Below are 16,144 nucleotides of genomic sequence, written 5' to 3' on the forward strand. Positions count from 1 at the left end.
TACGTATGGAGATGGAGGTTAGATACGCGAACAGGGCCCGTCAATGGTTCGGACACCCCGATTACGATCGGCGCATGTCGGAGACAGGTGGCGTCCGCGAGGTGAAGTCGGCGGCGCGCACGGTGGAGCTGCTGGAGCTGCTGGCCGCGCGCGGGGACCGCCCGGCGCGGCTGCAGGAGCTGGCGGACGAGCTGGACGTGCCGCGCAGCTCGATGTACGCGCTGCTCCAGACGCTGATCTCGCGGGGCTGGGTGCGCACCGACGTCACCGGCTCGCTCTACGGCATCGGCATCCGCGCCCTGCTCACCGGCACCGGCTACCTCGACTCCGACCCCCGGGTGCGCCTGGTGCGGCCGTATCTAGACGAGGCGTCCGAGGCGCTGGGCGAGACGATCCACCTGGCGCGGCTCGACGGCCGGGACGTGGCCTACCTGGCGACCCGGGAGTCGCACGAGTACCTGCGGACGATCAGCCGCGTGGGCCGCCGGCTGCCGGCGCACGCGGGCGCGCTCGGCAAGGCGCTGCTGGCCGAGCGGCCGGACGCGGAGCTGCCCGAGGGCCCCTACGAGGCGCTCACGCCGAACACCCGCGCCGACCGGGAGTCGCTGGCGGCCGACCTCGCGCGGGTGCGGGAGCGCGGCTACTCCGTCGACCGCGAGGAGGGCGTCCTCGGCATCGTCGGCTTCGGCTTCGCGCTGCGGTACGACAAGCCCGCCCAGGACGCGATCAGCTGCTCGGTGCCGGTGGCGCGCGTGAGCCCCGCGCACGAGCGGCGGATCGTCGCCGTGATGCGGGAGATCCGGGCCCGGATCGAGGCGTCGGCTCCGGCCGGCGGCGGGTCGGTCCACTGGCGTTAGCGCCCGCTGTTACCCGGCTTCCCCAAGATCAAACATAAGAGTGATCCAGATCACATCCTCCGGCTTCGTCGGGGGCTCCTCGCGCTTGATACAAATTGCCCGCGCGTTCCCGTCCGTCGACGGCCGTCGCCCCTCCCCCCTTCCGCTCGCCTCCTTCCGCACGCCTTGGGAACGCCCGTGTTCGCCCGCACCACCCCCTGGCCCCTCGTCGCCCTGTTCACGGCCGGGTACCTCGCCCCGTATCTGCTGCCGACCACCGTCGGCCGGCTCGACTCCGGGCTTCCGCTCTCCGCCACGCAGGCGGGCGCCGTCGGCAGCGCGCTGCTGCTGAGCTCGGCGACGGCGGGCTTCCTGCTCGCCTCCCGCGTCGAACGCGTCGGCGCCCGCGCCCTGGCCCGCACGGGCCTGGTCCTGGCCGCCCTCGGCTACGGCGGCGCCGCGCTCACCACCGCCGTCCCGGCCGTCGTCGCGGGCGCGGTCGTCGGCGGCTTCGGGTCGGGCACGGCCACGACGGTCGCCACCACCCGGATCGCTGCCCGGCGCGACCCGCACCGGGCCTCCACACTGGGGCTGCTGAGCGTCTCCGGTCTCGCGGGCGCGGTGTACCTGACCGTCCCGCACCTCGGTCCCGGGCACGGTCTGCCGCTGGCCGCGCTCGCCCTGACCGCGCTCGCCGTCTGGCCGCTGACCGGCTCCCTCCCCGCCGGCACCGGCGCCGCGCGGACCCGTGCCGCCGACGCCCCGCTCCCCCACCGCCGCTCCGGACTGCTCCTCGTCGCCGTCATGCCGCTGTGGTCGCTCGCCCAGAACTCCCTGTGGGGCGTCAGCGGCCGGATCGGTCTGTCGCAGGCGCACCTGGGCGAGGCCACCATCGGCGCGGTGTTCGCCGTGGCGCTCGGCGCGGGCCTGCTCGGCGTGCTGGCGGCGGGAGCGCTCGGGGCGCGGCTGGGGCGGGCGCTGCCCATCGGGGCGGGCACGGTCCTCATCGCCTGCTGCATCGCGCTGAGCGCCTCCGCGACCTCCCTGGGCACCTTCGCCGCCGGGGAGATCGCCTGGAACACGCTGTACCCGATCGTGCTGTCGTACCTGCTCGGCCTCGCCGCCTCGCTCGACGCGCGCGGCCGGTGGGCGGTGCTCGTCGGGTCGGCTTCCTCGCTGGGGACGGCGGCGGGGCCGCTGACCGGCAGCGTGCTGTCCGCGCAGGCCGGGTTCCCGGTGATGGGCGCGGTCCTCGGCGCCGTCCTGCTGCTGGTCGCCGCGCCGATGACCGCGGTCGCCCTGCACGCCGGCGGGCGCCCGCTGCTGCCCGGCGCGGTCCGCCGCCGCGGGGGGACCCCGGCGGCGGTGGTCGCCGCCTCCCCCGGCACGCCCGCCGGGGCGGTCCCCGAGGTCGGCGCCCCGGAGCAGCCGGTCGTGGAGATCACCGTCGACACCCCGGCCGTCCCCGCCCGGCGCGCCTACGACACGGCGGGACCCCGGCAGGCGGCGGCCGCGCCGGGGTCCGGGACCGGCTGACGGGTCAGGCGCCGAACTCGTACGCCTCCACCTCGGCGAGGCAGCGCGCCCGCCGCTCCTCGTCGTCCTCCAGGAAGGAGGCGAGGAAGGAGTTGCGGGCCAGCTCCCGCAGCCGCTCGTCGTCCAGCCCCAGCGTCTCGCGCACGGCGTCGAAGTTGTCGCCCGCGTACCCGCCGAAGTAGGCCGGGTCGTCGGAGTTGACCGTGCACAGCAGCCCGGCGTCCAGCATGGCGGGCAGCGGGTGGTCGGCGAGGGTGTCGACGGTGCGCAGCCGCACGTTCGACAGGGGGCACAGGGTGAGCGGGACGCGCTCGCGCACCAGCCGCTCGACCAGGGCCGGGTCCTCCATGCAGCGCAGGCCGTGGTCGACCCGTTCGACGCCGAGGACGTCCAGGGCCTCGGCGATGTACTCCGGCGGGCCCTCCTCGCCGGCGTGCGCGACCCGGCGCAGGCCGAGGGCGGCGGCCTCCTCGTACACCTCGCGGAACTTCACCGGCGGGTGGCCGACCTCGGCGGAGTCCAGGCCGACGCCGGTGATCCGGTCCAGGTACGGCTTGGCGGCCCGGAGCGTCTCGAGCGCCGACTCGGCGGACTCGTCGCGCAGGAAGCACAGGATCAGCCGGGTGGAGACGCCGTGCCTCTCCTCGCTGCTCCCCAGCGCCCGCCACAGCCCCTCGACGACCGTCTCCATGGAGATTCCGCGGGACAGGTGGGCCTGCGGGTCGAAGAAGATCTCCGCGTGCCGCACGCCCTGCGCGGCGGCGCGGGCGAGGTAGGCGTCGGCCAGTTCCTCGAAGTCGCGCTCGGTGCGCAGGACGGCCATGAGCTCGTAGTACAGGTTCAGGAAGGACTGGAGGTCCTCGAACCGGTAGGCCTCGCGGAGCTCGCCGGTGTCGGCGTACGGCAGCGGCACGCCGTTGCGCGCGGCCAGCTCGAAAGCCAGCTCGGGCTCCAGTGTGCCTTCGATGTGCAGGTGCAGTTCAGCTTTGGGCAGGGGCATCGGAGCATCGTACGGCGGTCTCACCGACGGCTGGGAACCGGAACCCGCAGCAGGTCGTGCGCCACCGTCAGCTCCCCCTCGTACCCGGCCGCCCGTGCCTGGCGCTCGTACTCCCCGGGATCGGTGTAGCGCTGGCTGAAGTGGGTCAGGACGAGGTGGCGCACGCCGGCGTCCCGGGCGACCCGCGCCGCCTGGCCCGCGGTGAGGTGGCCGTGCTCGACGGCGAGCGCCTCGTCCTCGTCGAGGAAGGTCGACTCGATGACGAGCAGGTCGCACCCCTCGGCCAGCGCGTACACGCCGTCGCACAGCCGGGTGTCCATGACGAACGCGAACCGCTGGCCGCGCCGCACCTCGCTGACGTCCTCCAGCCGCACCCCGCCCAGCGACCCCTCGCGCTGGAGGCGGCCCACGTCCGGCCCCCCGATGCCGTGCGCGGCCAGCCGCTCGGGCAGCATGCGGCGCCCGTCGGGCTCCACGAGCCGGTAGCCGTAGGACTCGACGGGGTGGGAGAGCCTGCGCGCCTCCAGGGTGTAGGCCGGCGTGGCCGCCAGGACCCCGTCGGCGGCGACCGGGGCCTCGGTGATGCCGACCGTCTCGCGGTAGGCGGTGGCGTACCGCAGGCGGTCGAAGAAGCGCCGGCCCGAGAGCGGGTAGTGGGCGGTGACCTCGTGGGGCACCCGGTCGAGGTTGACGCGCTGGATCACGCCGGCCAGGCCCAGGCAGTGGTCGCCGTGGAAGTGGGTGACGCAGATCCGGTTCAGGTCGTGGGCGGCGACCCCGGCGCGCAGCATCTGGCGCTGCGTGCCCTCGCCGGGGTCGAACAGGATGCCCTCGCCGTCCCAGCGCAGCAGGTAGCCGTTGTGGTTGCGGTGCCGGGTCGGGACCTGACTGGCCGTGCCGAGGACGATCAGTTCACGTACGGACAAGGCGCATTACCCCGGGGGCCACTGCAGCCCGCGCCCGCCGAGGACGTGGGCGTGGGTGTGGAAGACGGTCTGCCCGGCACCGCTGCCCGTGTTGAACACGATGCGGTAGCTGTCCAGCTTCTCGTCCTCGGCGACCGCCCGCGTCTCGCGCAGCACGTCCGCGGCGAGCGCCGGGTCGGCGGCGGCGAGCGCGGCGGCGTCCGCGTGGTGCGCCTTGGGGATCACCAGGACGTGGGTGGGCGCCTGGGGGTTGATGTCGCGGAACGCCAACGTCGTCTCCGTCTCGCGCACGACCGTCGCCGGGATCCGCCCTGCGACGATCCTGCAGAACAGGCAGTCGTCCTGTGGCTCCCCTGCCATGCGTGTGCCTCCTCACGCCCGGGTGATCACGTACCGGGGCATCGTAGCGAGTGGGGGTGTCACCCCGGGTCGCCGGAGCCCCGCTCCGGGGCGGGCAGGGTGGGCGGCGTCTTCGCCGGGGTCCGCTCCAGCGCCGCCAGGGCCAGCCCGATCGCCTCGTCGAGCTGCGGGTCGCGGCCCGCCGCGTGGTCCTGCGGGCGCTGCACGACCTCCACGTCCGGGTCGACGCCGTGGTTCTCCACGCCCCACCCGTACCCCTCCAGCCAGAAGGCGTACTTGGGCTGGGTGATCAGCGTGCCGTCGACGAGCCGGTAGCGGCTGTCGATGCCGATGACACCGCCCCAGGTGCGGGTGCCGACCACCGGGCCGATGCCGAGCGCCTTGATCGCGGCGTTGACGATGTCGCCGTCGGAGCCGGAGAACTCGTTGGCGACGGCGACGACCGGGCCGCGGGGCGCGTCGGACGGATAGCTGTAGGGGCGCATGCCGCGCGGCACGTCCCAGCCGACGACGCGCCGGGCCAGTTTCTCGATCACCAGCTGGGAGGTGTGCCCGCCGCGGTTCTCGCGGACGTCGACGATCAGGCCCTCCCGGGCGACCTCCACGCGCAGGTCCCGGTGGAGCTGCGCCCAGCCGGAGCCGACCATGTCCGGGACGTGCAGGTAGCCGAGCCGGCCACCGGACCGCTCGTGGACGTGGGCCCGCCGGTCGGCGACCCAGGCGTGGTAGCGCAGCGGTTCCTCGTCCGCGACGGGCACGACCACCGTGTGCCGCACCCCGCCGCCGCCGGAGGGCGAGACCGTCAGCTCCACCGGCTTGCCCGCCGTGCCGACCAGCAGCGGGCCGGGCCCGGTGACCGGGTCGACGGGCTGCCCGGCGACCGCGACGATCGCGTCCCCGGGCCGCACCGCGACGCCGGGCGCGGCGAGCGGGGAGCGGGCCTCGGGGTCGGAGGTCTCCGAGGGCAGGATGCGGTCGACGCGCCAGGTGCCGTCCTCGTGGCGGGAGAGGTCGGCGCCGAGCAGACCCTGCGGGGCGCCGGAGCCGAAGCCGCCGCGCGGGACGACGTAGGCGTGCGAGGTGCCGAGTTCGCCGTGCACCTCCCACAGGAGGTCCACCAGGTCGTCGTGGGTGGCGACCCGGTCCAGCACCGGCCGGTAGCGGTCCAGGACGGCGTCCCAGTCGACGCCGTTCATGTCCGGCCGCCAGAACTGGTCCCGCATGACGCGGCCGGTCTCCTCGAACATCTGCCGCCACTCGGCCGCCGGGTCGACGGTCTGCCGTACGCGGCTCAGGTCGACGGTGATGTTGGTGTCGCTGTCGTCGTCGTTGGAGGCGCGCCGGTCGCTGGGGACCACCTTCAGCCGTCCGTCGGTCCGCAGCAGCACCCGCTTGCCGTCACCGCTGACCTCGAAGTGGTCGACGTCGCCGGCGAGGTGCTCCAGGCGCTGCTGGACGAGGTCGTAGCGCTCCAGCTCGGTGTGCGGGTCCGGGGCGTCCGGGGTGGCGCGGGAGGCGCCGAGCACACCGGTCACCGGGTGGCGCAGCCACAGCACGCCGTCCTTGGCGGCGCGCAGGTTGGAGTAGCGGGCGGCCTCGACGGGGAAGGGCACGATCCGGTCGGCGAGGCCCTCCAGGTCGACGCGGGTGGTGGGGGCGCCCTCGCTGTCGGGGGTCTCCTCGCGGTGGTCGGAGGTGTCGAACGGGCGGCCGTGCCGCTGCGGCCCGAACGGCGAGGGCGTCGTCGCGGCCAGCGTGATCAGGTGCGGGCGGGCGCCCTCCACGAAGGCCAGGTCGAAGACGTGCTGGTCGTAGACCGGGTCGAAGGAGCGGGTGGACAGGAAGGCGAGGTGCTTGCCGTCGAGGGTGAACGCCGGGGCGTAGTCCCGGAACCTGAGCGGGGTCGCCTCGGTGACCGACAGGTCGGTGGTGTGGGCCAGCTTGAGCTGGCGCAGGGGGGAGGGGCCGGGGTGGGACCAGGCGAGCCAGGCCGAGTCCGGCGAGAAGGCCAGTCCGGAGACGTCGCCGTCCTCGCTGCGGTCGACCTGGCGGACCTCGCCCGACTCGCGTTCGACGAGCAGGACGCGGCCGTCGTGGGAGGCGACGGCGGCGCGGCTGCCGTCGGGCGCCATGGCCAGTCCCAGGACGCGGCCGAGCCGCCCGGCGGCGATACGGCGCGGGGTGGCGCCGGGCGCGAGGCCGGTGGCGGGCGCGAACTCCAGGGCGTCGTCGCCCTCGGCGTCCGTCACCCACACCACCCACTCCTCGCCGTCGGCGCGGAAGACGCGCGGCAGCCGGGACCGGACGCCGGGCCGCACGGACAGCGCGCGGGCGGGGCCGGAGCGGTGGGTGACCCAGTGCACGCCGCCGCGCACGGCGACGGCGCTGCCGCGCGCGGTGTGGTCCGGGAAGGCGGACCCGAGCGAGCGGGCGGCGTCGATCTGGTACGGCTGGAGGTCGACGCGCGGCCCGCCGAGCCGGATGCCGAGCCGGCGCGGCTCGGCGCCCTCCAGGTCGTCCAGCACCCACAGTTCGCCGGCGCCGCAGTACACGACCCGGGTGCCGTCGGTGGCGGCGTGCCGGGCGTAGAAGCCCCCGAGCGGGGTGTGCCGCCGCAGATCGGATCCGTCGGGCAGGGAGGAGTACAGCGCCCCGGTGCCCTCGTGGTCGGAGAGGAACGCCACCCTGCCCGCGGCCCACAGCGGGTACTCGATGTTCCCGTCCAGTTCCTCGTGGAGCCGGACGAACCCGCCGTCGCCCTCGCGGTCGATCCACAGCTTGCCCGCCGTGCCGCCCCGGTACCGCTTCCACCAGGCCGCCTCGCGGTTCATCCCCGACGACAGCAGCACCGTGCCGTCCGGCCCGTGCGCGACGTCGCCGACGGGCCCGTACGGCAGGGTCTCGGCGGGCCCGCCGTCGAGCGGGACGGCACGGGCCCAGGTGCGGCGCAGGCTGGCCTGGCCGTGGGCGCTGAGGGCCAGCACCCGGCCGTCCGGGGTCCAGCCGCGCACCTGGGTGCGCCAGTTCCCCCAGTGGGTGAGGCGCTTGGCGGGGCCGCCGTCGACCGGGGCCAGGTGCACCTCGGGGGCGCCGTCGCGGGTGGAGGTCCAGGCGACGAAGGTGCCGTCGGGCGAGATGCGCGGGTGGGTGACGGGCACGTTGTCGGCGCTGACGCGCCAGGCCCGGCCCCCGTCGAGCGGGGCGAGCCACACGTCGTCCTCGGCGGTGAAGGCCACCAGGTCGCCGTGCGGATGCGGGTAACGGAGATAGGCAGGCGATGCGGACTGGGTCACCCGGTCACCCTATGCAGCACGGGCCCCGCTGGACAGGGGGCCGGGACACTTGCCACCCGCCCTCGTGAACGTCCCCGCGAACGTCATTTCCCCTCCACCGGCCAGCACTTGGGGTGCTCCTGGCACCAGACGGTCCTGGTGACGGTCACGGTCACGGTGGGCCCCGGCCGCTCCCCGGTGGGGCCGCCCGCGGGCGGCGTGGGCGTGGCGTCGCAGTCGCCCAGCCCGTCGACGCGGAACCGCACCTTGCCGTCCACCTTCGCGGTGAGGTTCCCGCGCACGCAGGCCCCGTCGACGACGCGGGTCACCTCGCCGTCGACGGTGATCTCCTTGCCGTCGTCCGTCTCGCCCTCGCAGTCGACGGAGGCGACGGTCTCCCCGGAGGCCGGACGCGCCGACGCCGTACCGCCGTCACCGCGGGAGGCGGTGCAGGTCAGCCACCGCACGCCCGCCTTCTGCCGGTTCAGTTCCCGCGTCACCGCCTCGTCGGTGGTGTACGCCACCGACGCGGAACTCAGCCCGCCGGGATCGCAGGCGACGGCCCCGCCCACGGCGAGGGCCGCGAACGCCCCCGCGACCACCGTCCGCCGCCCGCGCGGCCACCACCGGGCCGGCCTCCTCGATACCCCCATGGCCGGCAGACTGCCACCACTGCCCGCCGGCGCGGTAGAGCGCATACGGCCATGCGGCGCGCCCCCCCGGAGCGACCGGCGCGTCAGCTCCAGCGGCCGGTACGGGCCAGCAGCACCGCCGCCGCGGCCGTACCGGCGGTGGAAGTGCGCAGCACGCTGGGCCCCAGCCGGTACGGCCGCCCGCCCGCCCGCGCGAACACCTCCAGCTCCTCCGGCGAGACGCCGCCTTCGGGGCCGACGACCAGCACGATCTCGCCGGAGGCGGGCAGATCGGCGGTGGCCAGCGGGATCTCGCCGGACTCGTGCAGGACGGCGGCGAAGTCGGCACCGGCCAGGAGGTCGGCGACCTGCCGGGTGGTCGCCGCGTCCGCGACCTCGGGGAAGCGGACCCGGCGGGACTGCTTGCCGGCCTCCCGCGCCGTCGCCCGCCATTTGGCCAGCGCCTTCAGCCCGCGCTCGCCCCTCCACTGGGTGACGCAGCGGGAGGCCGCCCACGGCACGATCGCGTCGACGCCGACCTCGGTCATCGTCTCCACGGCCAGCTCACCCCGGTCGCCCTTGGGCAGGGCCTGGACGACGGTGATGCGGGGCCGCCCCGGGGGCTCCTCGTGGACGCGCTCCAGGCCGCCGACGACGAGCCGGTCCTTGCCCTCGGCGGCCTTCACCACGCCCTGCGCCCAGCGTCCCCGCCCGTCGGTGAGGACGACGTCCTCGCCGGGCCGCAGCCGCTTCACGGAGACGGCGTGCCGTCCCTCGGGGCCGTCCAGCACGTACTCCCCGTCCGGCGGGTCCGCCGGACGGAGGGAGTCGACCACGAACACCGGTGCCGTCATCGGCCCGCACCTCCCGCCGGGAACCCCGGCAACCGTGTGACGGCGGACGCGAGCTCGTCCGCCAGTACCTCCACCAGCCGCCCCGCGGGCAGCTTCCGGGCCATCCGGTGGCCCTGTCCCGCCCACAGCGCCATGCCCTGCGCGTCGCCCGCTCCGGCCGCCGCCGCGCGCAGCGGCGCGGTGAGGTGGTGGACGTCGGGGTAGGCGGCGGGGGCGTAGCGGCCGTGCTCGCGCAGGAAGCGGTTGACCAGGCCGCGTGCCGGGCGCCCGGAGAACGCCCGGGTCAGCTCCGTACGGACGAACAGGGGGTCGGTCAGGGCCCGCTTGTGCAGGGCGTGCGCACCGGACTCCTCGGTGGCGAGGAAGGCGGTGCCCAGCTGGGCGGCGCTCGCGCCGGCCGCGAGCACCGCGGCGATCTGCGCGCCGCGCATCAGGCCGCCGGCGGCGACGATCGGCAGGCTCACCGCCTCGCGCACCTGGGCCAGAAGCGACAGCAGCCCGATCCCGGCGCTGTCCGTCTCCGGACAGTCCCGGTGGGTGCCCCGGTGGCCGCCGGCCTCCACGCCCTGCGCGATCACCGCGTCCGCGCCGGCCCGCTCCACGGCCCGCGCCTCCTCCGCGGTGGTGGCGGTGACCAGGGTGAGGGTGCCGGCGCGGCGCAGGGCGTCCAGGGCCTCCCGGCTCGGGCAGCCGAAGTGGAAGGAGACCACCGGCACCGGGTTGTCCAGCAGTACCGCCAGTTTGGCCTCGTAGCCGTCGTCCCGGCCGTGGCCGGGGTCGCCGAGCCCGGTCCCGTACCAGGCGGCCTCGCCCGCCAGCTGGTGGGCGTAGACGCCGACGGCGGCGGGGTCGGCCGTCTCCGGCTGCGGCAGGAACACGTTGACGCCGAAGGGCCGGTCCGTCAGTCCGCGCAGCTGCTTGATCTCCTGGTACATCCCGTCGGCCGTCTTGTACCCGGCGGCCAGGAACCCCAGCCCGCCCGCCTCGCTCACCGCGGCGGCGAGCCGCGGCACGGAGACACCGCCCGCCATGGGGGCCTGCACGATCGGCAGGGGGAACAGATCGGTCAGCGCGCAGGACATGACCGCATGGTGTCACGTCCCGCGCACCGCTCCGCATCCCCCCTCGAGCGGACCCGGCGCCCGTCGAACGCGTCCTCCGACTCCGAGGACACCCCCGGCCGGCCGGGCCGGCCGCACCCGCGCGGGGGACGGGCCCGGGCCCCCGGCCATATCCGGCCGCGCGCGTCTCAGCGCCCGTTGAACGCGTCCTTCAACCGCGAGAACAGCCCCTGCTGGCCCGGCTGGAACTGGCCCTGCGGCCGTTCCTCGCCGCGCAGCTTGGCCAGCTCCCGCAGCAGGCGCTCCTGCTCGGGGTCGAGCTTGGTCGGGGTCTGCACCTCGACGTGGACGATGAGGTCGCCGCGCCCGCCGCCGCGCAGGTGCGTGACGCCCCGGCCGTGCAGCGGGATCGACTGGCCGGACTGGGTGCCGGGGCGGATGTCGACCTCCTCCCGGCCGTCGAGCGTCTCCAGCGGCACCTTGGTGCCGAGGGCCGCCGCCGTCATCGGGATCGTCACCGTGCAGTGCAGGTCGTCGCCGCGCCGCTGGAAGGTCGGGTGCGGCAGCTCGTGGATCTCGACGTACAGGTCGCCGGCGGGGCCGCCGCCGGGGCCGACCTCGCCCTCCCCGGCGAGCTGGATGCGGGTGCCGTTGTCGACACCCGCGGGGATCTTGACGGTGAGGGTCCGGCGGGAGCGGACCCGGCCGTCACCGGCGCACTCCGGGCACGGCGTCGGGACGACCGTGCCGAAGCCCTGGCACTGGGGGCAGGGGCGCGAGGTCATGACCTGGCCCAGGAAGGAGCGCGTGACCTGGGAGACCTCACCGCGACCGCGGCACATGTCGCACGTCTGGGCGGACGTGCCCGGCGCGGCACCCTCACCGCTGCACGTGGTGCACACCACCGCCGTGTCGACCTGGATGTCCTTGGTCGTGCCGAAGGCCGCCTCGTCCAGCTCGACCTCGATGCGGATCATCGCGTCCTGGCCGCGGCGGGTGCGCGAGCGCGGCCCGCGCTGCGACGCCGTGCCGAAGAACGCGTCCATGATGTCGGAGAAGTTCCCGAAGCCGCCCGCGCCGAAGCCGCCCGCGCCGGCGCCGCCGGACTGCGAGAGCGGATCGCCGCCGAGGTCGTAGACCTGCTTCTTCTGCGGGTCCGACAGCACCTCGTAGGCGGCGTTGATCTCCTTGAACCGCTCCTGGGTCTTCGGATCGGGGTTGACGTCCGGATGCAGCTCGCGGGCGAGCCGCCGGAAGGCCTTCTTGATCTCTTCCTGCGACGCGTCGCGGCGCACGCCGAGTACGGCGTAGTAGTCCGTGGCCACCTACGACTCCGCCAGGATCTGTCCGACGTACCGTGCCACTGCGCGTACCGCTCCCATCGTTCCCGGGTAGTCCATGCGGGTCGGTCCGACCACGCCGAGCTTGGCAACCGCCTCGCCGCCCGAACCGTAACCGACCGACACGACGGACGTGGAGTTGAGTCCTTCGTGGGCGTTCTCGTGACCGATGCGGACGGTCACGCCCGGATCCTTCGCCTCGCCGAGCAGCTTCAGGAGGACGACCTGCTCCTCCAGCGCCTCCAGCACCGGCCGGATCGTGAGAGGGAAGTCGTGCGAGAAGCGGGTGAGATTGGCGGTGCCGCCGATCATCAGCCGTTCCTCGTTCTCCTCGACGAGGGTCTCCAGCAACGTGGAGAGCACCGTGGAGACCGTACCGCGGTCCTCGACCTCGAAGGCGTCGGGCAGGTCCTCCACCAGGCTCGGCACGTCCGTGAAGCGACGGCCCGCGACCCGGCTGTTCAGCCGCGCGCGCAGATCCGCCAGGGACGTCTCGCCGAAGGGCGCCGGGCAGTCGACCACCCGCTGCTCGACCCGCCCGGTGTCCGTGATCAGCACGAGCATCACGCGCGCGGGCGCGAGGGAGAGCAGCTCCACGTGCCGCACGGTCGAGCGGGTCAGCGACGGGTACTGGACGACGGCGACCTGCCGGGTGAGCTGCGCGAGCAGCCGCACCGTGCGGGCCACCACGTCGTCGAGGTCGACGGCGCCCTCGAGGAAGTTCTGGATCGCGCGCCGCTCGGGCGCGGTCATCGGCTTGACCCCGGCCAGCTTGTCGACGAAGAGCCGGTAGCCCTTGTCGGTGGGGATCCGCCCCGCACTGGTGTGCGGCTGGGCGATGTACCCCTCCTCCTCCAGGGCCGCCATGTCGTTGCGCACGGTGGCCGGGGAGACGCCGAGGTTGTGCCGCTCGGTGAGCGCCTTGGAGCCGACGGGCTCCTCGGTGCCGACGTAGTCCTGGACGATGGCGCGCAACACCTGAAGCCTGCGTTCACTGAGCATCGCGCACACCTCCAGAAGTCGTCCGCCGGGTGTCTTCCCTGTCGTCGCCTGGCACTCGACGCGTGCGAGTGCCAGTCTTCCCCGGCCCAGTGTACGGCGGTGGGGTACTTCCCCGGCAAGGCTGGTCCCGCGCCGCCGCGGTCACGGGTCCCGTGCCCGCTAGCGTCCCCGGTATGACGACGAGTTGGGAAGAGCTGGGGTGGGAGCGGGTGGCGGCCGGGGTCGGCCGGTGCCGGCTGCCGGTGTGGGACTGCACGGCGGGGCTCGTGGCCGGCCGGGGCGCGGCGCTGCTGATCGACGCCGGGTCGAGTCTCGGGGAGGGGGCGCGGCTGCGGGCGCGGGCGCGGGAGCTGGCCGGGGGGCGTGTGACGCATCTCGCGCTGACCCACGCCCACTTCGATCACGTCTTCGGGGCGGCGGCCTTCGCGGACGCGGAGGTGTTCGGGGCGGCGGGCCTGGGCGGGGCGCTCGCCGGCGGCCGGCAGGAGCTGAGCGCGGACGCGGTGGCCAACGGCCTGGACGCCCGGCGGGCGCGGGAGGCCGCGGACGCGCTCGTCCCCGTCCGCCACGAGGTGCGCGGCGAGCTGACGCTCGACCTGGGCGGCGGCCGGTGGGTGGTGCTGGCCGACGTGGGTCCCGGGCACACCGCCCACGACCTGGCGGTCCTGGTGCCGGGCGAGGTGGACGTGGTCTTCTGCGGCGACCTCGTGGAGGAGTCCGGCGAGCCGCAGGCGGGTCCCGACGCCGTACCGGCCCACTGGCCGGCCGCCCTGGACCGGCTGCTGGAGCTGGGCGGGGAGGACGCGCGGTACGTGCCCGGCCACGGGGCGGTGGTGGACGCGGAGTTCGTGCGGCGGCAGCGGGACGCGCTGGCGGCGCGCTTCGGCGTGTCGCGCTGAACCGGGCGCGCGGGATCCTCCTATCGTCGGGGGAATGCGTCCACCCGTCTCCCGCCACCGCCCCTCCGGCGAGGGTCCTGCGGGCCCGCGCCCCCGTGTGTACTCCGCCGACCTGACCCCTGCCTGGAAGAAGCCCCGGCCGGTCCCCGAGGTCCCGGCGGAACCGGGTCTGGTGGTCGAGGAGCCGGGGTCGGGTTTCTGCGGCGCGGTGATCCGCTGCGAGGCGGGCACGGTGACCCTGGAGGACCGCTTCGGCAGGCACCGGGTGTTCCCGATGGAGCCGCGGGGCTTCCTGCTGGAGGGCAGGGTGGTCACGCTGGTGAAGCCGCCGTCGGGGCCGGCGCGGCCCACGCGTACGGCGTCCGGGTCGGTGGCCGTGCCCGGCGCACGCGCGCGCGTGGCCCGCGCCGGGCGGATCTACGTCGAGGGGCGGCACGACGCCGAGCTGGTGGAGAAGGTGTGGGGCGACGACCTGCGCGTCGAGGGCGTGGTCGTGGAGTACCTGGAGGGCGTCGACGACCTGCCGTCGATCGTGCGGTCCTTCGCTCCGGGCCCGGACGCCCGTCTCGGCGTGCTGGTGGACCACCTGGTGCCGGGCTCGAAGGAGTGGCGGATCGCGCAGGCGGTGACGAGCGAGCACGCCCTGGTGGTGGGCCACCCGTTCGTCGACGTCTGGGAGGCGGTCAAGCCGTCGTCGCTCGGTATCGAGGCGTGGCCGCGGGTGGAGCGCGGGCAGGACTGGAAGACGGGGGTGTGCCGGGCGCTGGGTTGGCCGGAGAACACGGGGGCGGCCTGGCGGCGGATCCTGTCGCGGGTGCGGTCCTACAAGGATCTGGAGCCGGCGCTGCTCGGGCGGGTGGAGGAGCTGATCGACTTCGTCACGGCCGACGGTGGGGCCTGACGACCCGGCGGACGCCGGATCACCGGTGCCCGGCTCGCGGCCCGGCAGGTCCGGCGGCCCCCTCCGGACCCCGTGATCCGCCCTCCGCACCCGGTGGCCGGCCCCCCTCGCCGGCGGGCTCGGCGCGGAGCACACGGTGCGCCGTCACCGGGTCGGTGACCCGGTGGGCGCCTCACCGGACGCGCAGGCCGAGCGCTCGACCAGCGCCTCGCACCGATTCACCCGCACGAGTGATCAGTCCACCAGGTCCCTGACCACCGCGTCCGCCAGCAGCCGCCCCCGCAGCGTCAGCACCGCGCGCCCCTCCTCGTACGGCTCCTCCTGGAGCAGCCCGTCCGCCAGCGCCCGGCGGGAGGCCGCGAGGCCCTCCTCCCGCAGCAGCGCGAGCGGCACGCCCTCCCGCAGCCGCAGCTCCAGCAGGACGCGCTCCACCCGGCGGTCCTCGTCGCCCAGCACCTCGCGGCCGGCCCCGGGGGACCGCCCGGCCGCCAGCGCCGCCGCGTAGGCGCCGGGATGCTTCACGTTCCACCAGCGCACCCCGCCGACGTGGCTGTGCGCGCCGGGACCGGCGCCCCACCAGTCGGCACCCCGCCAGTACAACTCGTTGTGCAGGCAGCGCCCGGCGCGGGAGGTCGCCCAGTTCGACACCTCGTACCACTCGAAGCCGGCGGCGGACAGGGTCTCCTCGGCGATCAGGTAGCGGTCGGCGTGCACGTCGTCGTCGGTCATCGGGATCTCGCCGCGACGGATGCGGCGGGCGAGTTGCGTGCCCTCCTCGACGATGAGCGCGTACGCGGAGACGTGGTCGGGCCCGGCGCCGAGGGCGGCGTCCAGGGAGGCCCGCCAGTCGTCGTCGGACTCGCCGGGGGTGCCGTAGATCAGGTCGAGGTTGACGTGGTCGAAGCCGGCCGCGCGGGCCTCGGCGACGCACGCCTCGGGGCGGCCGGGCGTGTGGGTGCGGTCCAGGATCTCCAGGACGTGCCGCCGCGCGCTCTGCATGCCGAAGGAGATCCGGTTGAAGCCGCCCTCGCGGAGGGTGGCCAGGTAGGCGGGGTCGACCGATTCCGGATTGGCCTCCGTCGTCACCTCCGCGTCCGCCGCGAGGCCGAACTCGTCGCGGATCGCGCGCAGCATCCGTACGAGGTCGTCGGCGGCCAGCAGGGTGGGCGTGCCGCCGCCGACGAACACCGTGCGGACCTCGCGGGGGTCGTCGCCGAGCACCTTGCGGGCCAGGCGGACCTCGTCGGCCAGCGTCTCGGCGTAGTTGTCGCGGGAGGCGAGGACGCCGCCGGTGCCGCGCAGCTCGGTGGCGGTGTAGGTGTTGAAGTCGCAGTAGCCGCAGCGGGTCGCGCAGTACGGGACGTGCAGGTAGAAGCCGAGGGGCCGGTCGGCGGCCCCGGCCAGCGCGGACGCGGGCAGGGCGCCGTCGGCGGGGACGGGCTCGCCGTCGGGGAGTGCGGAGGGCATGGGTTCCATTGTCCAGCACCGGGCGGCGGCACCGCGCCGGGCCGGTGCCGGGATCTGC

General features: G+C 75.2%; 14 protein-coding genes. 4 read left to right on the top strand and 10 right to left on the bottom strand.

Going from position 1 to position 16,144, the window contains the following annotated elements; genetic code table 11:
• Nucleotides 1-74 precede the first annotated feature (74 nt).
• Both ACSU6Z_RS09055 and ACSU6Z_RS09060 read left to right on the top strand, forming a co-directional pair.
• A complete protein-coding gene (locus tag ACSU6Z_RS09055; protein ID WP_437044438.1) occupies nt 75-857 on the top strand; it encodes an IclR family transcriptional regulator in 783 nt (260 codons plus the stop codon).
• A 177-nt stretch (nt 858-1,034) separates the two neighbouring features.
• Entirely contained in the window at nt 1,035-2,372 is a 1,338-nt protein-coding gene (locus tag ACSU6Z_RS09060) for an MFS transporter (RefSeq protein ID WP_437044439.1), read from the top strand.
• Between the two features lie 4 nt (nt 2,373-2,376).
• Here the strand turns inward: ACSU6Z_RS09060 and ACSU6Z_RS09065 are convergent, their stop codons facing one another.
• From ACSU6Z_RS09065 to hrcA, 9 genes are all read right to left on the bottom strand, one after another.
• Nucleotides 2,377-3,372: an adenosine deaminase gene (locus ACSU6Z_RS09065; protein ID WP_437044440.1), complete on the bottom strand. Its 996-nt coding sequence runs from the start codon at nt 3,370-3,372 to the stop codon at nt 2,377-2,379.
• A 20-nt stretch (nt 3,373-3,392) separates the two neighbouring features.
• Nucleotides 3,393-4,298 carry a ribonuclease Z gene (locus tag ACSU6Z_RS09070; protein WP_437044441.1) on the bottom strand — a complete coding sequence of 302 codons (906 nt, stop codon included), beginning with the start codon at nt 4,296-4,298 and terminating at the stop codon, nt 3,393-3,395.
• 6 nt (nt 4,299-4,304) lie between these two features.
• Nucleotides 4,305-4,658, bottom strand: coding sequence for a histidine triad nucleotide-binding protein (locus ACSU6Z_RS09075; RefSeq protein ID WP_437044442.1), 354 nt, complete (start codon nt 4,656-4,658; stop codon nt 4,305-4,307).
• 59 nt (nt 4,659-4,717) lie between these two features.
• Nucleotides 4,718-7,951 (bottom strand): S41 family peptidase, encoded by a 3,234-nt coding sequence (locus ACSU6Z_RS09080; protein ID WP_437044443.1) that lies wholly within the window; start codon nt 7,949-7,951, stop codon nt 4,718-4,720.
• 83 nt (nt 7,952-8,034) lie between these two features.
• Entirely contained in the window at nt 8,035-8,583 is a 549-nt protein-coding gene (locus ACSU6Z_RS09085; protein ID WP_437044444.1) for a hypothetical protein, read from the bottom strand.
• Nucleotides 8,584-8,666: 83 nt separating this feature from the next.
• Nucleotides 8,667-9,416, bottom strand: coding sequence for a 16S rRNA (uracil(1498)-N(3))-methyltransferase (locus ACSU6Z_RS09090; RefSeq protein WP_437044445.1), 750 nt, complete (start codon nt 9,414-9,416; stop codon nt 8,667-8,669).
• Nucleotides 9,413-10,498: a nitronate monooxygenase gene (locus ACSU6Z_RS09095; protein ID WP_437044446.1), complete on the bottom strand. Its 1,086-nt coding sequence runs from the start codon at nt 10,496-10,498 to the stop codon at nt 9,413-9,415. The genes ACSU6Z_RS09090 and ACSU6Z_RS09095 overlap by 4 nt, the downstream gene beginning before the upstream one ends.
• 167 nt (nt 10,499-10,665) lie before the next feature.
• Entirely contained in the window at nt 10,666-11,802 is a 1,137-nt protein-coding gene (gene dnaJ, locus ACSU6Z_RS09100; RefSeq protein ID WP_437019657.1) for a molecular chaperone DnaJ, read from the bottom strand.
• Entirely contained in the window at nt 11,803-12,819 is a 1,017-nt protein-coding gene (gene hrcA, locus ACSU6Z_RS09105; protein ID WP_358779619.1) for a heat-inducible transcriptional repressor HrcA, read from the bottom strand.
• Nucleotides 12,820-12,992: 173 nt separating this feature from the next.
• On the opposite strand from hrcA, the gene ACSU6Z_RS09110 reads away from it, so the two are divergent.
• Nucleotides 12,993-13,718, top strand: a complete 726-nt coding sequence (locus ACSU6Z_RS09110; RefSeq protein ID WP_437044447.1) for an MBL fold metallo-hydrolase — start codon at nt 12,993-12,995, stop codon at nt 13,716-13,718.
• A gap of 34 nt (nt 13,719-13,752) precedes the next feature.
• On the top strand, nt 13,753-14,619 hold the full coding sequence (locus tag ACSU6Z_RS09115) for a DUF3097 domain-containing protein (RefSeq protein WP_437044448.1): 867 nt from the start codon (nt 13,753-13,755) through the stop codon (nt 14,617-14,619).
• Between the two features lie 234 nt (nt 14,620-14,853).
• Here the strand turns inward: ACSU6Z_RS09115 and hemW are convergent, their stop codons facing one another.
• Nucleotides 14,854-16,086 carry a radical SAM family heme chaperone HemW gene (gene hemW, locus ACSU6Z_RS09120; RefSeq protein WP_437044449.1) on the bottom strand — a complete coding sequence of 411 codons (1,233 nt, stop codon included), beginning with the start codon at nt 16,084-16,086 and terminating at the stop codon, nt 14,854-14,856.
• Nucleotides 16,087-16,144: the final 58 nt, after the last annotated feature.

Source organism: Streptomyces sp. enrichment culture, from assembly GCF_964273145.1.
In the GTDB taxonomy this organism is placed as follows: domain Bacteria; phylum Actinomycetota; class Actinomycetes; order Streptomycetales; family Streptomycetaceae; genus Streptomyces.

Coding starts and splice junctions, on each gene's coding strand:
- ACSU6Z_RS09055 (WP_437044438.1), top strand. CDS start 75: ATGTCGGAGACAGGTGGCGTCCGCGAGGTGAAGTCGGCGGCGCGCACG.
- ACSU6Z_RS09075 (WP_437044442.1), bottom strand. CDS start 4,658: ATGGCAGGGGAGCCACAGGACGACTGCCTGTTCTGCAGGATCGTCGCA.
- ACSU6Z_RS09065 (WP_437044440.1), bottom strand. CDS start 3,372: ATGCCCCTGCCCAAAGCTGAACTGCACCTGCACATCGAAGGCACACTG.
- ACSU6Z_RS09115 (WP_437044448.1), top strand. CDS start 13,753: ATGCGTCCACCCGTCTCCCGCCACCGCCCCTCCGGCGAGGGTCCTGCG.
- ACSU6Z_RS09110 (WP_437044447.1), top strand. CDS start 12,993: ATGACGACGAGTTGGGAAGAGCTGGGGTGGGAGCGGGTGGCGGCCGGG.
- ACSU6Z_RS09095 (WP_437044446.1), bottom strand. CDS start 10,498: ATGTCCTGCGCGCTGACCGATCTGTTCCCCCTGCCGATCGTGCAGGCC.
- hrcA (WP_358779619.1), bottom strand. CDS start 12,819: ATGCTCAGTGAACGCAGGCTTCAGGTGTTGCGCGCCATCGTCCAGGAC.
- ACSU6Z_RS09090 (WP_437044445.1), bottom strand. CDS start 9,416: ATGACGGCACCGGTGTTCGTGGTCGACTCCCTCCGTCCGGCGGACCCG.
- ACSU6Z_RS09085 (WP_437044444.1), bottom strand. CDS start 8,583: ATGGGGGTATCGAGGAGGCCGGCCCGGTGGTGGCCGCGCGGGCGGCGG.
- hemW (WP_437044449.1), bottom strand. CDS start 16,086: ATGCCCTCCGCACTCCCCGACGGCGAGCCCGTCCCCGCCGACGGCGCC.